Here is a 16,360-nt window from a genome sequence, read left to right as displayed (position 1 = left end):
GCGGTTTGCGGGCGGCGGCAGACGTTTATGATAGTAATATTGGAAAGCGAAGAAAACGAACCCGGAACAGGAGGATATCCGATGCCAATCGAACCGCAATCCGCGACGCCGCATGCTTCCCGCCCCCGTTCCCCATTCAAGCCGCTGCCGGCCTCCTTGTTTGCGTCCACCGCGCTGGAAGCTTCGCCGCGCCTGCTGGGGCAAACGCTGGTGCGCCGCACCGAGATCGGCGAAATCCGCAGCCGGATCATCGAGACGGAGAGCTACGGAGGCGTCGAAGACAAGGGCAGCCATGCTTACGGCGGCCGCCGTACTTCGCGCACGGAAATCATGTTCGGTCCGGGAGGACCGGCTTACGTGTATCTCATCTACGGCATGTATCATTGTTTAAACGTCGTGACGGGCGAAGCGGGCAATCCGCAGGCCGTGCTGATCCGCGCCGTCGAACCGCTGACCGAAGAAGACGAACGCCGCATGCGCTTTTTCCGAAAGATCAAATCGAAAAAGACTTCCGATCTGTCGGGAGGCCCGGGCAAGCTGTGCAAAGCGCTCGATATCGACAAGTCCCTGAACGGCTGCCGGCTGACCGTGCCGACGAGCCCGCTGTATCTAGAAGCCGGCGACGACGTCTCTTCGCTGGATATCGTCTGCGGCCCCCGGATCAACATCGACTACGCCGAGGAATACGCGGCCGAGCCGTGGAGGTTCTTCATTAAGGACCATCCCTACGTATCGGTCAACGACAAAGCGCACCCGCCTATGCCTTTTTATCTGTAGCCAACGCGCCCCGTTCGAAGAATGATCAGCCGAACAAAGAAGCCGCCCCTGCAGGGGCGGCTTCTTCTTTGAGTGCTTCGGTGCTCCGCGGACTCCGGCTCAGCCGGAAGGCCGCCCCGGTAAAATCGCGTCCCGCTAACCGCCCAGCGCTTCTTTCAACTCTTCGGGCGAACGGCTCCACCATTCTTCGTTATGCGCCGTGAGCAGCGTCTTCAGCGCCGTCTTCGATTCGTCGTCCATTTCCTTCAGGATAATTCTGCGCTTGATCGCGTAATCGAGCTTGTTTACGTGATCGGCCAAAATTTTGAAGCCGCGCTTGGTCTCGCTGTTGATCCACATTTCGCAGGCCGTCGCGCCCGCGTAGCTTCCGCCTTCTTCGGTCTTGTCGACCGCCACCCAAACGAGCCATACCCGGCGTCCGCCTTCCGCGTCCTCGCGGTTGGCCGTGAACTTGATTCCGCGCTCCACCTTGCTCTTGGCATGCATCGCGCCGACGTCGATCTTGGCTTCGCCCTCGTCTATAATAATCGGAGATACGTTGTTCAAATTGATGGCGCCCGTACCGAAGCCCTTATGTTTGCTGCTTTTTTGGCTGCTGCTGATAATGTTGAGGCCAAGCTGTTTTTTGCCTGTCTGCTTTTCTTCCATGACGGAAATCCGCGCCCCTTTCGGCGAAAAATGAATACAAATTCTTGCAAAAAGTTAACCTTTTTTCATAAAACTCTTCAGCTTTCTCTATTCTATCCGATAAAAAGACGAAAGCAAAACAAAAAAACCAGGAAGCCGCCTAGGCTAAACTCCGGGTTTGAAGCCTGCCGGACCGTTATACGAGTCCCGAGCAAACGTAAATTTATGTGAACGTCACCTTTTTTAACTTTCGCAAAACCCTACAGCCGCGCGGTTTTGCTCATCTTGGTGGAAGGTCCGCGTCAAGCGCGCACCAAAATAATGTTAAATAAAGGTTTGCCAACGGCTAAGTCCTTTGCTACAATGTGTTTTGTGAGTAGTAACAACTTTGTAAACTTTGATTGAAGCCATAGAATCGCAAAGCACGGTACGGACAACAACGACATACAACTGGAGCTTTTTCGGTGCAAACCAAGATCTGAGCCAAATTCCGGCACCGGGAAGCGGGGGAACCAGTTATGGGTGAATTGACTTCGCAACAGAGGAGTCATAGGGGGACCTTCTCAACCGAATCCTTAAGCTAACCTCGCAGGCAAATGGAAGGGGTACAAAGTCTTTGAAGAAGAAGCTGACAGCCGCAGTAATGGGTCTCGCAATCGCGTTCAGCGTTGCAGCCACAGGAAACGCTCATGCAGACTCCAAATTGGACAATGTAATCGACACGGCACTTGGAACACCTTACCGCACTGCGGGAACTTCGCTTAACGGATTCGACTGCTCGGGATTCACGAGCTATGTGTTCGACAAACTCGGCATCGACCTGCCTCGTCAATCTTCCGCTCAATACAGCGCGGGAACAAAAGTCGACAAGAGCGACCTGCGCGCAGGAGACCTCGTATTTTTCAACACGAACGGCAGAGGCATTTCGCATGTGGGAATTTACGTAGGGAACAACAAATTCGCCCATTCCTCGTCTTCGAACGGAGTTCGGTACGATAGCCTGGGCTCGAGTTATTATGCCGAACGTTATGTGGGCGCGGCTCGCGTAATGAGCACGACGACTTACAACACGCTCGCCAGCAATTAATTTCCAACGCTTTGCACAACTTCACGAATTTCTGATCCTACAGTGATTATAACGGCCGCATTTTGATGATTGCCCTCATCAGATGCGGTTTTTTCATGCCGCCGACCGTTTCCCTACTCTATAAACGAAGAGGGAAATGAAAAAGTTTCAAGCAGCCATGAAAGGTTTCACCGTTGTATAAATGATTTACCCCGCAGAGTCGAGGCTAAACGGGCTTTTTTCTATTTATTGGTCATTTTTTTATGGATCATTTTTTCGAGAAGGAGCGAATTCAAGATGCAGGCTGAACCATTCGAGATTCGTCCCATGACGGAGAAAGAAGCGGAAGCCGTTTGCGGTTGGAATTATGAACCGCCGTACGACATATACGGCTGGATGCCCTGGGAAGAAGTCAAAAAGCTCGGGATCGAATTCGGCGATCCCGAGCTGCGCGCGCGGCAGTACGTAACGGTGCATCGAGGCGGCGTGTGTTACGGCTTCGCCCAGCTCTTTCCGCTGGGCGGCACGACACGGCTGGGCATCGGCATGCGCCCGGATTTATGCGGCCGAGGCCTCGGCTCCGCTTTCGTCCGCGCGGTGGCGGAAGAAGCGCTGCGCCGCATTCCCGGGCAGGAAATCGACCTCGAGGTGCTGACCTGGAACCAGCGCGCGATCAAAGCCTATCAAAAAGCCGGCTTCGCGATTACCGACTTGTACGAACGGATGACGCCCGCAGGCATGAAGCCGTTCTACTGCATGGTGTATCAGCCGCCGGCGGAATAAAGCCGGCGCACGTCCGCCTCGGCGGGCATGCCGTCCTGCGCGCCCAGGCGCGTAACGGCCAGTGCGGCCGCGCAGGCGGCATAGCGCGCGGCCTCAGGCAGCGCGCTTCCGCGCGCCAGCGCCACCGCGAGCGCGGCGCTGAAGCAGTCCCCGGCCCCTGTCGTATCGACGACCGGGCCGGCTTTGACGGCCGGGACCGTCTCGGGGGCCCGGCCCGGCCGTTCAAGCACGAGCGCTCCGGCTTCGCCGAGCGTCGTGACGACGGCGCCGCCGCTCGCGGCGGCCATGTGCTGCGCGGCTTCGCGGAGCCGCGATTCGCCTTCGGCGGACTCGCCCGCCAGCACGGCGAGTTCGCCGCGGTTCGGCGTAAGCACGCTCGCGCTGCGCAGCAGAGCGCCGGGCAGCGCCGCCGCCGGTGCGGGATTGAGCACGACGACCGCGCCGGCTTCGCGCGCGATCGTCGCGGCCCGCTCGGCGGCTTCCAGCGGAATCTCCAGCTGGATCAACACCGCGTCCGCCTCTCTCAGCAGGCGGACCGATTCCGGCGCGGCGATATCTTCCGCGCTCAAGCTTCCGTTGGCGCCCGGATAGACGACGATCCGGTTATCGCCGCCGGCCAGCCAGATCGACGCCGCTCCGCTCGGCGTCTCCGCGCGGCGAAGCACGCGGGACGTATCGATGCCCTCGCGCTCCAACGCTTCGGTCATCTGCCGGCCGAAGCCGTCGCTGCCCACCGCTCCGATCATCGCTACCGAGGCGCCGAGCCGGGCCGCACAGACGGCTTGATTGGCCCCCTTGCCGCCCGGCAGCAGATGCATGGCCGTTCCCAGCAGCGTCTCTCCCTCCTCGGGCGCCCGGCCGCTCTCCATGACGATATCCATGTTGAGGCTGCCCACCACCACAATTCTCGGAGCGGCGGACGTTTCCGGCCCGTTACCGGCATACTGCTGTTCCTTCATTATTTGTCCCTCCGATTCCTCAGACCAGCGTCACGAAAGTCATCTGTTTTTCTCCGATTAAAATATTGATCCGATGCAGCACTGCATCATGGATCACGACCGCGCTGCCGACGTTAATGGACGGCTGGGTACCCAGCGCGTAAAAAAGATCTTCCGCCAGCGCCTCGTGCACTTCCAGGCGATCCTCCGCGCCCAATCGTTCCCAGTCCTCCGAATCCATCTCGAAGAACAAGTAACTGTCGGGAATCAATGAGACCGCTTTCGTCAAATCCTGCAAAATTTCCCCGTAATCTCTTCCGTGTTTGACTCCCATTTGGCCTGCTCCTTTTTCGTACGTAATTGTGAACCGACTACCTTATTTTCATTATAGCGCAATTTATCTCTTAAAAAAAAAGCTCCCCCTGTCGATAAAAAACATATCGAGTCGCAAAGGGTTTTCAGCCAAATCCTCCAATGCGTGCCGGCTTTGTCCTTCCATGGACGTCGGCGGTTTGCAAGCACGTCCAAAAAGTCTCATCAGCGTTTCAGGTTTGTTTCTGCAATTCGCACAGGCCAGGGATGGCCGTACGTGCTAAGAAAGTTTATATTCTCATGGATGAGGTGCTTACATGGAATTATCGTCTCTTATTGGTTTGGTTCTTGCATTAATCTCCATCTTTGTCGGCATGATTTTAAAAGGCGCCCCGTTGGGAGCCTTGATGGTCCCGGCAGCTTATCTAATTATCATCGGAGGTACGGTATCGACGGTGTTCGTCGGTTTCCCGATGAGCGACCTGAAAAGCGTTCCGAAGCTGTTTAAGATTTTCTTCTTCAAGCCGAAAATGATCGATAAGACCGAATTGGTCGGCATGTTTATGGAATGGGCATCCATTACCCGGCGCGAAGGCCTGCTTGCACTCGAGTCCAAGGTCGACGAAATCGACGATGATTTCCTCCGCAACGGAATGCGGATGATCATCGACGGCAACGACCAGGAATTTGTCAGCGATGTACTGCTTGAAGACATTCATGCCATGGAAGAACGTCACCGGGTAGGATCGCAGATCTTCTCCCAGGCCGGCATGTATGCTCCGACCCTCGGCGTTCTCGGTGCGGTAGTCGGCCTGATCGCCGCGCTCGGCGAACTGTCGGATATGAATAAACTGGCGCATGCCATCGCGGCGGCATTCATCGCGACCCTGCTCGGGATCTTCGTCGGTTACGTGCTTGCCCACCCGATCTCCAACAAGCTGAAGCGCGTCTCCAAAAAAGAAGTGGAAATTCGCATGATGATGGTGGAAGGCCTGCTGTCCATTCAATCGGGCGTATCCACTATCGCGATCAATCAAAAACTGGCCGTGTTCCTGACGCCTACGGAACGTAAAAAATTAGAGGAAAAGGGAGGCGGTTCGGGTGGCCAAGAAAGCTAGACCGGAACACCACGAAGAACACGCCGACGAAAGCTGGCTGCTTCCCTATTCCGACTTGATGACGCTTCTGCTCGCCTTGTTCATCGTGCTTTATGCCATGAGCTCGGCTAACGTCAGCAAATTCGAGGCGATGGCAGAAGCATTCGACTCCGTATTCCACGGCGGAAAAAGCATCATGGACCATACTTCGTCAACGCAGGACAATAACACGCAGGACGGCACGAAATCCGTCGAGGAGATGGCCAAGCAGGCGGCGGTCAACAAGAAAGATACAGCCGACGAAACACTGGCCAAGCTGAAGCAGAAGGAACAGGCGGACTTGACAAAGTTAAAGAAACAGCTGGACAGCTACATTGCCAAGAACGGCTTGAGCAGCCAGCTCGATACGAACCTGAACCAATCGCAGCTGCAGATCACGATCAGCGACAAAGCGCTGTTCGCTTCGGGCGAAGCGACGGTCAAGCCGAGTTCGCGGACTCTGGCCTCGGCCATTGCCAACATTCTGAAGAACTTCCCCGGTTATAACATTCAAGTTATCGGTCATACCGATAACGTTCCGATCTTCAACAGCGACTTCAAATCCAACTGGGATCTGAGCTCTTCCCGCGCCAACAACTTTATGCAGGTTCTGTTGAAAAATCCGAATCTCGATCCGGTGCGTTTCACTTCGATTGCGGCGGGCGAGTACCATCCGGTCGCTTCCAACGCAACGGCCGCCGGCCGCGCGCAGAATCGGCGGGTAGAAGTCTCGATCATTCGGAACTATCAGGATTCGGCCAATACGATCAGTACCGTAAATACTTCTTCGCCTTAAAAACAAAATCTTGTCTCAGCCTCTTTCCTCGGAAAGGGGCTTTATTTATCCACAGGCGATTCACAAATCCACAATCCTCATGTAGAATATGTGCATAACACTGTGGATTAGTCCTTATTTATCCACAACCTTGTACACACGATGTTAACAACAGAATGCTTGTTCGATGGATATCCCTTTGTGACGCAAAGAAAGGAGCCTTATTGTTTTGGAAGTTCCACTCGATAAAAATCATGAATATTGGATGAGCCTGGCTATAGAAGAAGCTCTTAAAGCCCAAGCGATCGGGGAAGTACCGATCGGCGCCGTTATCGTAAAAGACGGTGAAATTATCGGGCGAGGCTATAATCTTCGCGAGACGACGCATGATGCTACCGCGCATGCGGAAATGATCGCCATTCGGGAAGCCAGCGAACGCCTGGGTGCCTGGAGGCTGCTCGGCTGCACGCTGTACGTCACGCTCGAACCCTGCCCCATGTGTGCCGGAGCCATTGTGCAGGGGCGCGTACCGCTGGTCGTCTACGGCACGCCCGATCCCAAAGCCGGCTGCGCGGGAACCTTGATGAATTTACTCCAGGAGCCGCGCTTCAACCATCGGACGGAACTGATCGAAGGCGTGATGCAGGAAGAATGCGCCAACCTGCTGTCCGACTTCTTCCGTGGACTTCGTCAGCGACTGAAAGAGCGCAAAATGCTGTCCAAGGAAAACGAATCCGCCGCGGAAACCTCGGTGCAGGTGCCGGAAGATCCTTTTTCGCCTTCCGGTCTCGGCAGTTCTCTGCCGAAATGACTGCCGCGGTTCGGTTCTTTATCTTCCCCTTCCGAACAAACGAGTAGAACAAAAAGGCGGCCCTTATGGGCCGCCTTTTCGACTTTCGCAGTTTGGTTAGGACTGCGGGGGTCGGATCTTAGTAGTTCATGTTCTCCAGCTCGTCCAACGTGATCGTATCGGTAGGAATCCCGATTTCGAACGTCTGCTTTTCGTTGACTTTGCTGTAAGTCGACGAACCGGTCAGGGATACTTTACCCGAAGAATCGGATTCCGGATCTTTGAAGTCGACGTCTACCGTCATCTTCTGATGAATCGGGAATTTGTCGGCATTCAGCGCCGAATCGATTTGGAACGTATTGACCGTCAGGTAGTTTTTCAGCTCGTCCAGATCTTTGCTCATTTCTTCGTTGTCCGTCGTGCTCAGTTCGCTCTTGGCATCCTTCAGGTCCTGTTCGGTCAGACCCAGCATTTCGCGATATTCCGGCGTGTCGAGCGTTTCGATCGCTTTAGGCAGAGCCACGTTCACCAGAGTCGTGATCGCGTCTTTGACGTTGTCGTTCGTTACTTCAAAGCGAACGACGTCTTCGGCTTTTACGCCTTCAGGCAGTCCGGCTTCGCCGACAGCCACCTTTTTGAAGTACTTGCCTTCGTCGAAGCTGTCCAGTACGGCTCCGCTGAGGTCCGCGCTGAGTTTCTGCGATTTTTTCGGATCGAGCATGGCTTCGTTGAATTCCGTGCCCTGCTCCGCAGCCAGTTCTTTCAGATCAAATTCGATGAACTTGCCGACCAGGTTCTGCGGCAGCGGCAGAATCGCAATGTTCGGGATCTTCATGTACATTTTTTCTTTCGTCATGACAATCGGCAGTTTGATCGTCATTTCCATGTCGCCTTTCAGCTTAACTTCCATCATCATTTCCATCTGCATCGGATCGCCCTGGTAGATGGCGTTCACGTTGAATTCCGCGCCTTTCAGCATGCTGACGACTTGATCGACGCTTGCGGAATCCGCACTGCTTGCAGGCATTTTGACCGTCAGCTCATTCAGCGTGAAGTTGCTGTCCATTTGATACGACGTTGCAGCCATTGTGCTGGCTACCGATTGTTTCAGCAGTTCCTTCGGCGATGCTTCCTTTACGGCCGCTGCCGAGTTGCTGTTATTCCCGCAGCCAGACAGTACGAGCGTACCGGCCATAACGACGGCGCTCAAGCTTCCGAAAACCTTCTTTTTCATGTGAGTGTTCTCCCCTTCAAGTCTGTATGTGTTTTTTAAACGCCTTATTACCCTCTTACCCCTGCAAACCCTTCATCCAAACTTCAAATGCAGCCAGGTGCGACGGACATGTCTAAGTATACGTCAACTGTTTTTAAAAAGTTTCAAAATTCTAAAATCGGACATTAAGCCTTACAAAAAACACAGGACCCAAGAACTACTTATCCCCTTAAGTCCTGCAAAAATACCCTATTATTCACATTCAAAATTTTAGTGGATATCTTTTTTCTTGAAGCGTCCGCCTTTCACGTCGTGGATATTGCCGATGGCGAGAAAAGCTTTATCGTCGAATTGATTTACGATTTCTTTCAGCTTGGCTTCTTCCAAGCGCGTAATTACGCAAAAAATGACTTTCTTCGGATCGCCGGAAAATCCGCCTTCGCCGGCCAGGTAGGTCACGCCGCGGCCGAGACGGTCCAGGATGGCGTTGCCGATGTCGTCGATGCGGTCGCTGATGATCCAGACCGATTTCGATTCGTTCATTCCTTCGATGGTTACGTCGATCATTTTGTAGGCAATGTAATAAGCGAGAATCGAGAACAGCGCGCGATCCCAGCCGAATACGAAACCTGCGCCCGAAAGAATGAAGAGATTGACGAACATCACGATCTCGCCGACCGAAAACGGAGTTTTGCGGGAAACCAGAATCGCGATAATCTCCGTTCCGTCGAGAGAACCGCCGTTGCGAATGACAAGACCGGTGCCCACTCCGAGAAACATACCGCCGAACACGAAGGCAAGCAGCGTGTCGGTGACGAATGCTTCGACCGGATGAAGCAGCACGGTTCCGATAGATAAGACGGTAATTCCGAGCAGCGTGGATAAGGCGAACGTTTTTCCGATTTGCTTATATCCGACAATCAGGAACGGAAGGTTCAAAATAAACAGAAAGATGCCGAGTTTCCAGCCGCTTAGATAGGAAGCCATGACGGAAATGCCGGTAATGCCGCCGTCGGTAATCCGATTGGGGACAAGGAACAATTCCAACGCCACGGCTACGATGATCGCACCCAGAACGATAAAAAAAGTCCGGATCAAAATCTGCTTGGGAGTCCGTTTTCCATGTGCACGCGGTACCGAAGGCTTGGGCGCCGAAGGTGGAACTACAGTCTCGCTCATGATTCACGTTCCTCCCGTATAAAAATAGTTTTCCTTGGTTGCTGCCTCTATACGATCGGACGAACGATATACCGCCGCATACAATTACGCATATTTTAATTATGCCATACGTTTTGAACTCTTGTCTCGCCTGTATTCATTTTAAAACAGGGCTTTAATGGGATTGCGGACATATCAAAAACGCATCTTACGGCTATTGAACGGTAAAATGCGTTTCAGTCAGACTTGCCGCAAATCCCGATGCGGCAAGGAAATTATTAAACTGGCGGAGAGGATGGGATTCGAACCCATGTGGAGTTGCCCCCTAACGGTTTTCAAGACCGCCCCGTTATGACCGCTTCGGTACCTCTCCCTAACCAACAATAGGTGCTGGCCATAATCGCGGCGCAACACCTATCATTCTACCTTATTCTCTCGGTAGGCGCAAGGCGGGAAGGCCCGTTCCTTGGGCATCCGAGCCTTCGGAGCCGGGCCTCGCGGCGCAGGCTCGCTCTTAAGCCTGAGGCGCGATTACCTTTACGCCGCGCATGTACGGCTGAAGCACTTCGGGAATAACGACGCTTCCGTCTTCCTGCTGGTAATTCTCCAGGATGGCGGCCACGGTACGGCCTACCGCAAGACCCGAGCCGTTCAGCGTATGCACGAATTCCGGCTTGCCTTTCGGCTCGCGGCGGAAGCGGATGCCCGCACGGCGCGCCTGGAAGTCTTCGACGTTCGAGCACGACGAAATCTCGCGGTACATGCCGCTTTCGGGCAGCCAGACTTCAAGGTCGTACGTCTTGGCTGCCGTGAAGCCCATGTCCGCGGTGCAGAGCACGATAACGCGGTACGGCAGGCCGAGCAGCTGCAGCACGCGTTCCGCGTTGGCCGTCATCTGCTCCAATTCGTCGTAAGACTGATCGGGATGCACGATCTTGATCATTTCCACCTTGTTGAACTGGTGCTGACGGATCAAGCCGCGCGTGTCGCGTCCCGCCGAACCGGCTTCGGAACGGAAGCAGGCGCTGTAGGCGATGTATTTTTTCGGCAGGTCCTCCGCTTCGAGAATCTCGTCGCGGTGATAGTTCGTAACCGGCACTTCGGCTGTCGGGATCAGGTAATACTCCGTATCCTTCAGCTTGAACAGGTCTTCCTCGAACTTCGGCAGCTGGCCGGTTCCGTACAGGCTGTCCTGATTGACGATGTACGGAGGCAGCATCTCCTCATAGCCGTGCTCCTCGCTGTGCAGATCCATCATAAAGTTGATCAGCGCGCGTTCCAGGCGAGCTCCCAGTCCTTTATAGAACGTGAAGCGCGAGCCTGTTACCTTCGCAGCTGCTTCAAAGTCGAGGATCCCCAGATTCTGCGCCGTTTCCCAGTGGGCTTTCGGCGTAAAATCGAACTGACGAGGCTCGCCGACGCGGCGGATTTCCACGTTGTCGTCTTCGGACGCGCCGATTGGCACTTCCGCGTTCGGAATATTCGGGATCGCCATCGTAACGGCGTCGATTTCCGTCTCCAATCCGCGGACTTCTTCGTCCAGCTGCTTGATGCGGTCGGACACCTCGCGCATTTCGGCAATCAGGTCGTCGGCGTTCTCGCGGTTCTTTTTCAGTTTGGCCACTTCGGCCGAAACCGTGTTCCGGCGATTTTTCAGCGTTTCCACTTCCTGCAGCTTCTCGCGGCGTGCGCCGTCGAGACGCGGGAAGTCGGCGATCAGGTCTTCGGATTTGCCGCGGTTCGCGAGCGCCTGCTTAACCCGATCGTAGTCGTTTCTCAGTATTTTCACATCCAACACGGGAGCTTCATCCTTTCGATTCTCCGGTCTTGGACTGACGCACCATATGCGTAAAATATTCATGCAGCCGGTAGTCGTCGGTCAATTCCGGATGAAATGACGACACGAGAAGATGCCCTTCGCGCGCCGTTACCATTTCTCCATTATAAACCGCCAGCACTTCGACGTCTGCACCGATTTCGCGAATTAATGGCGCCCGGATAAAAACGGCCCGGATCGGCTCCTCGATTCCCTTGACCGGAAGATCGGTCTCGAAGCTTTCCCGCTGGCGTCCGAACGCGTTGCGGGCCACCTTCATGTCCATCAAGCCGAGATGCGGCTCTTCCTGCCCCTCAATATCTTTGGCGAGCACGATCAGCCCGGCGCAGGTGCCGAAGATCGGTCTGCCCGCTTCCGAAAACTCGCGGATACGCTCGATAAAGCCGTATTGGCGCATCAGCCTGCCGATCGTCGTGCTCTCTCCTCCCGGAATGACCAGGCCGTCGAGCTCGTCCAGCTGTTCCGTTTTTTTCACGGCAAAGCTTTCCGCGCCCGCTTGTTCCAGACTGCGGATATGTTCCGAAACGGCGCCCTGGAGAGCCAGGACGCCGATTTTGAGTTTATTCTCCGTCATATGCGATTACCAGCCGCGGTCCTGCATGCGCTCCGAAGGATGCAGCTGCTTGATGTCGATGCCTTTCATCGGCGTTCCGAGGTCTTTCGACACTTCCGCGATCAGGCGGTAATCCTCGTAATGAGTCGTCGCTTCGACGATGGCACGCGCAAACTTCTCCGGATTATCCGATTTGAAAATGCCGGAGCCTACGAATACGCCGTCCGCGCCCAGATGCATCATCAATGCCGCGTCCGCAGGGGTCGCCACGCCGCCCGCTGCAAAATTGACGACCGGAAGCTTGCCCGTCTCGTGGATGTTCAGCAGGATCTCGTAGGAAACGCCCAGGTTTTTCGCTTCGGCATACAGCTCGTCTTTCGACAGGTTGCGAACCTTGCGAATCTGCCCGTTAATCAAGCGCATATGCCGAACCGCTTCGACAATGTTGCCGGTCCCAGGCTCGCCCTTGGTCCGCAGCATCGACGCGCCTTCGCCGATTCGGCGCAGCGCTTCGCCCAGGTCTTTCGCGCCGCAGACGAACGGAATCGTGAATTCGTGCTTGTCGATATGGAATACTTCGTCCGCAGGCGTCAGCACTTCGCTCTCGTCGATGTAGTCGACGCCGAGCGATTCCAATACTTTGGCTTCTACATAGTGACCGATACGGGCTTTGGCCATGACCGGAATGGAAACGACCTTCATGACTTCCTCGACGATCGTCGGATCGGCCATCCGGGCTACGCCGCCTGCCGCCCGAATATCGGACGGAACGCGCTCCAACGCCATAACGGCCGTCGCTCCCGCCGCTTCGGCGATTTTCGCCTGCTCGGCGTTCATGACGTCCATGATGACGCCGCCTTTTTGCATCTCTGCCATGCCTCTTTTAACGCGCGATGTTCCTGCTTCCATATTCATAACCCCCCGTTGGTGTCCGCAGTTGTACGGATATTCTAAGGGTAGATTTTACAGCAGCGGCAGGAGCGGTACAATCGATTTCCGGCGATTTAGAACAGGTTCTTGATGCCTTCGAACAGATCCGAGAAGAATCCGCCGATCGCTCGCAGCAGCTGCTTGAACCAGCCGGCTTTTTCCACGTCTGCGGACGCGACAAGATCGACCGTCTTGGTCTGCGGTTCCGCCATGCCTGCCGCCTGGTAAGTGTATGTCGCAGTGCCGACTTTATCTCCTTTGGCAACCGGCGCTTCCAGTCCCGACTCGACGCTGGTCTGTACTTTCAGACCGCTGGCGTCCGCACCTTTAGGCACGACAAAGCTGAGCGCCCCGGCTGTCTCGTAAGACACCGACTCTTCCTTGCCTTTGGACACGGCCACCGGCTCTTCCCCTTCGATCGCCTTGTTGGCCGCGACCATTTCCTTGATCTCGAAGTTGTTGAAGCCGTAATCCAGCACTTTGCGCGTCTCGACGAAGCGGGATCCCTGGTTGTTGACATCCGTTCCCATCACGACGCTGATCAAGCGCATGCCGTCGCGTACGGCCGTTCCCGTGAAGTTGTTGCCCGCCGCGTTCGTATGACCCGTCTTCAAGCCGTCGAGCCCTTCATAGGCATAGGCTTTGAAGTTCGGTACCGATGCGTTGGCTTCCAGCATCCAGTCGAGATTCTCGATTCTTCCGCCTGCTCCTTCGCGGAACTGGTACGATTGGAGCGTCGTGAATTCGTTAAAGTCCGGGTGATCCGTTACGATGTATTTGGCCAGAATGGCCGCGTCCATCGCGGACATGACCGTCTCTTTTCCGTCCGAAGGGCGGGAATCGGCCGGCATATCGGCAATATCCAGACCTGTCGAGTTGGCAAAGTGCGCCGTCTTCATGCCCATGCGCTTGGCTTCGCTGTTCATCAGTTTGACGAACTCCTGCTCCGTCGGCGCGACCGTTTCGGCCAACGCCACCGTCGCGTCGTTCGCGGAACCGATAGCCATGGCGATATAAAGGTCTTTGACGCTGTGCTGGTCGCCTTCGGCGAGGAAAACGCGGGAACCGACCTGCGCGGCCGCGTTCTTGCCGACGGTCACGATGTCATCCCAGCTCATTTTGCCCTGCTTGACCTGTTCGGCCACAATGTACTCGGTCATCATCTTGGTCATGCTGGCCGGCGGCAGAGCCGTATCGGCGTTCAAGGACAGTATGACTTCGCCGGTGGTCGGCTCGAGCAGCACCGCCGACTTGACGGCGAGATTGAGGCTTTCAACGGTCGGAATGGCTTTGGCGGCTGCCGGAGCGGCCGCCTTGGATTCGGTCTTCGTCTGCGTCTGGGTCGTGTCGGCGGCAGCGCCGGCCAGATTAGCCGGGACAACGGACAGGCAAAGCATATGGATAAGCAGAACGGAAGCCGCGCTTCTTTTCAAAAATTTGGGCGGACTGATCCGATTCTTTTCGATTTTGCTTTTATAAGTAGAAGGCATGCGTTTCAATGGATGGATACTCCCCTCGAGCTAAGTTTCTTGTCATTCCCCTCTAGTCTAACACAGGGATATGCGGCGTGTCTTCCTGCCATGCGGCTTAAAATCCTATTCGCGGCAAAGGACTGGGCGGCGCCGGGAGGAATTCGTTTCGGCTTATAAGGCTCATCAAAAGAAAAAAAGCGGCGTGCGGAGAAAATCCGCGCGCCGCGTTCGTTATGATAAAAAATTAAACGGAATAGTTCGGGGCTTCTTTGGTAATTTGGACGTCGTGCGGGTGGCTTTCACGCAGGCCCGCGCCGGTGATGCGGACGAATTGGGTATCGTTTCGCAGCACGTCGAGGTCTTTAGCTCCGCAATACCCCATGCCGGAGCGCAGGCCGCCGACGAGTTGATTGATGGTGTCGGACAAAGCGCCTTTGTAAGCGACACGGCCTTCGATGCCTTCCGGCACCAGCTTTTTGTCGTCGTCCTGGAAGTAACGGTCTTTGCTGCCCTGCTTCATGGCCGCGATGGAGCCCATACCGCGATATACCTTGAATCGGCGTCCTTGATAAATCTCCGACTCGCCCGGGCTTTCTTCCGTACCGGCGAACATGCTGCCCAGCATGACGGCGTGGGCGCCGGCCGCGATGGCTTTGGTGATTTCGCCGGAGTACTTGATGCCGCCGTCGGCGATGATCGGAACACCGTATTCGCGGGCGACCGACGCGCAGTCGTAGATGGCGGTAACCTGCGGTACGCCGATGCCAGCGATGACGCGAGTCGTACAGATGGAGCCCGGACCGATACCGACTTTAACGACCGAAGCGCCGGCTTCGATCAGATCGCGGGTCGCTTCCCCGGTCGCCACGTTGCCTGCGACGATCGTCAGCTCCGGATGCCGGCTGCGCAAGCTGCGAACGGCGTCGAGAATGTTGATATGATGTCCGTGCGCGGAATCGACGACGATCATGTCGACACCGGCTGCTACGAGCGCATCGACCCGTTCGACCGCATCGCTCGATACGCCGACCGCCGCGCCGACCAGCAGGCGGCCCTGCGCGTCTTTTGCCGCATTCGGGAACTGGATCGCTTTTTCGATATCTTTAATGGTAATAAGGCCTTTGAGCACGTTGTTCTCGTCGACCAACGGCAGCTTCTCGATCTTGTGCTGCTGCAGAATGCCTTCGGCTTCTCTCAGCGTGGTTCCGACCGGAGCGGTGACCAGATGTTCCTGGGTCATGACTTCCTTGATGGCGATGCTGTAGTCGTGAATGAATCGCAGATCGCGGTTAGTCAAAATACCGACCAGTTTCTCGTCTTTATCGACGATAGGCACGCCTGAGATCCGATACTTGCCCATAACGGCCTCTGCATCGGAGACAAGATGATCCGGACTCAAAAAGAACGGATTGGTAATGACGCCGTTTTCGGAACGCTTAACGCGGTTGACTTCGTCCGCCTGCTTCTCGATCGGCATATTTTTATGGATGACTCCGATACCGCCCTCGCGCGCGATCGCGATTGCCAGTACCGCTTCGGTTACCGTATCCATGCCTGCGCTGATCAACGGAATGTTCAGTTTCACATTTTCGCTTAATTTCGTGGACACGCTGACTTCCTTCGGCAGCACGTCCGACTTTCTTGGAACGAGCAGTACATCATCGAACGTTAGACCCTCTTTGTCAAACTTGCTATTCCACACCCGTTTTTGCCTCCTTTTTTCTCTCGTCCTAACCGCCGTTTTTCCTTATATGGAAAGCTGAAAGGGCTTTTCTGAAAATATATTATTGCAATCTTAGCAAAGGGGGTATGGGCTGTCAAGGTGAAAGAAAGTGAGTCGCGGCAAGATTTACAGACGTTCTAGCTTGCTGGAAATTTGTCCTCCTTAGATGGACACATCCTGGCAAGCAACCATGCCTTTCTCGCCATGGGCAGAAGAAAGGAAGAGCACGCGAAGCCTGCGAAAAAAGATTGAAACAATTAAATCTACAAC

15 protein-coding genes, 1 tRNA gene, 1 pseudogene and 1 riboswitch are annotated in these 16,360 nt (G+C 55.2%); of the genes and pseudogenes, 6 read left to right on the top strand and 11 right to left on the bottom strand.

The window, feature by feature from the left end:
• The first annotated feature begins 81 nt into the window (after positions 1-81).
• The gene (locus tag GYN08_RS23265; RefSeq protein ID WP_166280144.1) at positions 82-777 is read left to right on the top strand and encodes a DNA-3-methyladenine glycosylase; all 696 of its coding nucleotides are present in this window, start codon (positions 82-84) and stop codon (positions 775-777) included.
• A 135-nt stretch (positions 778-912) separates the two neighbouring features.
• On the opposite strand, the gene GYN08_RS23260 is transcribed toward GYN08_RS23265, so the two are convergent.
• A complete protein-coding gene (locus tag GYN08_RS23260) occupies positions 913-1,425 on the bottom strand; it encodes a YwhD family protein (protein WP_166280141.1) in 513 nt (170 codons plus the stop codon).
• A 450-nt stretch (positions 1,426-1,875) separates the two neighbouring features.
• Positions 1,876-2,014, top strand: a riboswitch (cyclic di-AMP (ydaO/yuaA leader).
• A gap of 6 nt (positions 2,015-2,020) precedes the next feature.
• On the opposite strand from GYN08_RS23260, the gene GYN08_RS23255 reads away from it, so the two are divergent.
• Positions 2,021-2,491 carry a C40 family peptidase gene (locus GYN08_RS23255; protein ID WP_166280138.1) on the top strand — a complete coding sequence of 157 codons (471 nt, stop codon included), beginning with the start codon at positions 2,021-2,023 and terminating at the stop codon, positions 2,489-2,491.
• Between the two features lie 276 nt (positions 2,492-2,767).
• Positions 2,768-3,253, top strand: a complete 486-nt coding sequence (locus tag GYN08_RS23250; RefSeq protein ID WP_166280135.1) for a GNAT family N-acetyltransferase — start codon at positions 2,768-2,770, stop codon at positions 3,251-3,253.
• Here GYN08_RS23250 and rbsK read toward each other — a convergent pair.
• Both rbsK and GYN08_RS23240 read right to left on the bottom strand, forming a co-directional pair.
• Positions 3,235-4,212, bottom strand: coding sequence for a ribokinase (gene rbsK / locus GYN08_RS23245; protein WP_166280132.1), 978 nt, complete (start codon positions 4,210-4,212; stop codon positions 3,235-3,237). The genes GYN08_RS23250 and rbsK overlap by 19 nt on opposite strands.
• 19 nt (positions 4,213-4,231) lie before the next feature.
• On the bottom strand, positions 4,232-4,525 hold the full coding sequence (locus GYN08_RS23240; protein ID WP_166280129.1) for a hypothetical protein: 294 nt from the start codon (positions 4,523-4,525) through the stop codon (positions 4,232-4,234).
• Positions 4,526-4,820: 295 nt separating this feature from the next.
• Here GYN08_RS23240 and motA point away from each other — a divergent pair, with 295 nt between their 5' ends.
• The 3 genes and pseudogenes from motA to tadA form a co-directional block, all read left to right on the top strand.
• A complete protein-coding gene (gene motA, locus GYN08_RS23235; protein WP_166280126.1) occupies positions 4,821-5,621 on the top strand; it encodes a flagellar motor stator protein MotA in 801 nt (266 codons plus the stop codon).
• Positions 5,605-6,435, top strand: a complete 831-nt coding sequence (locus tag GYN08_RS23230; RefSeq protein WP_166280123.1) for a flagellar motor protein MotB — start codon at positions 5,605-5,607, stop codon at positions 6,433-6,435. Before motA ends, GYN08_RS23230 begins: the two co-directional genes overlap by 17 nt.
• Positions 6,436-6,643: 208 nt before the next feature.
• Positions 6,644-7,129 (top strand): annotated as a pseudogene (gene tadA / locus GYN08_RS23225) (tRNA adenosine(34) deaminase TadA); the annotation flags it as partial.
• Positions 7,130-7,343: 214 nt separating this feature from the next.
• On the opposite strand, the gene GYN08_RS23220 reads toward tadA, so the two are convergent.
• From GYN08_RS23220 to guaB, 8 genes are all read right to left on the bottom strand, one after another.
• Positions 7,344-8,438 (bottom strand): hypothetical protein, encoded by a 1,095-nt coding sequence (locus GYN08_RS23220; RefSeq protein ID WP_166280117.1) that lies wholly within the window; start codon positions 8,436-8,438, stop codon positions 7,344-7,346.
• Between the two features lie 249 nt (positions 8,439-8,687).
• Positions 8,688-9,596 (bottom strand): YitT family protein, encoded by a 909-nt coding sequence (locus tag GYN08_RS23215; RefSeq protein WP_206023903.1) that lies wholly within the window; start codon positions 9,594-9,596, stop codon positions 8,688-8,690.
• Between the two features lie 263 nt (positions 9,597-9,859).
• A tRNA-Ser gene (locus tag GYN08_RS23210) sits at positions 9,860-9,948 on the bottom strand.
• Between the two features lie 141 nt (positions 9,949-10,089).
• Positions 10,090-11,373, bottom strand: coding sequence for a serine--tRNA ligase (gene serS, locus GYN08_RS23205; protein WP_166280114.1), 1,284 nt, complete (start codon positions 11,371-11,373; stop codon positions 10,090-10,092).
• 7 nt (positions 11,374-11,380) lie between these two features.
• Entirely contained in the window at positions 11,381-11,986 is a 606-nt protein-coding gene (gene pdxT, locus GYN08_RS23200) for a pyridoxal 5'-phosphate synthase glutaminase subunit PdxT (protein WP_166280111.1), read from the bottom strand.
• Between the two features lie 6 nt (positions 11,987-11,992).
• Entirely contained in the window at positions 11,993-12,874 is an 882-nt protein-coding gene (gene pdxS, locus GYN08_RS23195) for a pyridoxal 5'-phosphate synthase lyase subunit PdxS (RefSeq protein WP_166280108.1), read from the bottom strand.
• Between the two features lie 95 nt (positions 12,875-12,969).
• Entirely contained in the window at positions 12,970-14,385 is a 1,416-nt protein-coding gene (locus tag GYN08_RS23190) for a D-alanyl-D-alanine carboxypeptidase family protein (RefSeq protein WP_166280180.1), read from the bottom strand.
• 226 nt (positions 14,386-14,611) lie between these two features.
• Entirely contained in the window at positions 14,612-16,069 is a 1,458-nt protein-coding gene (gene guaB, locus GYN08_RS23185; RefSeq protein ID WP_166280105.1) for an IMP dehydrogenase, read from the bottom strand.
• Positions 16,070-16,360 lie beyond the last annotated feature (291 nt).

Source organism: Saccharibacillus alkalitolerans (genome assembly GCF_011090185.1).
Lineage (GTDB): Bacteria > Bacillota > Bacilli > Paenibacillales > Paenibacillaceae > Saccharibacillus > Saccharibacillus alkalitolerans.
Note: the sequence above shows the minus strand (reverse complement) of the source record. Positions and strands in the feature narration are given on the sequence as shown.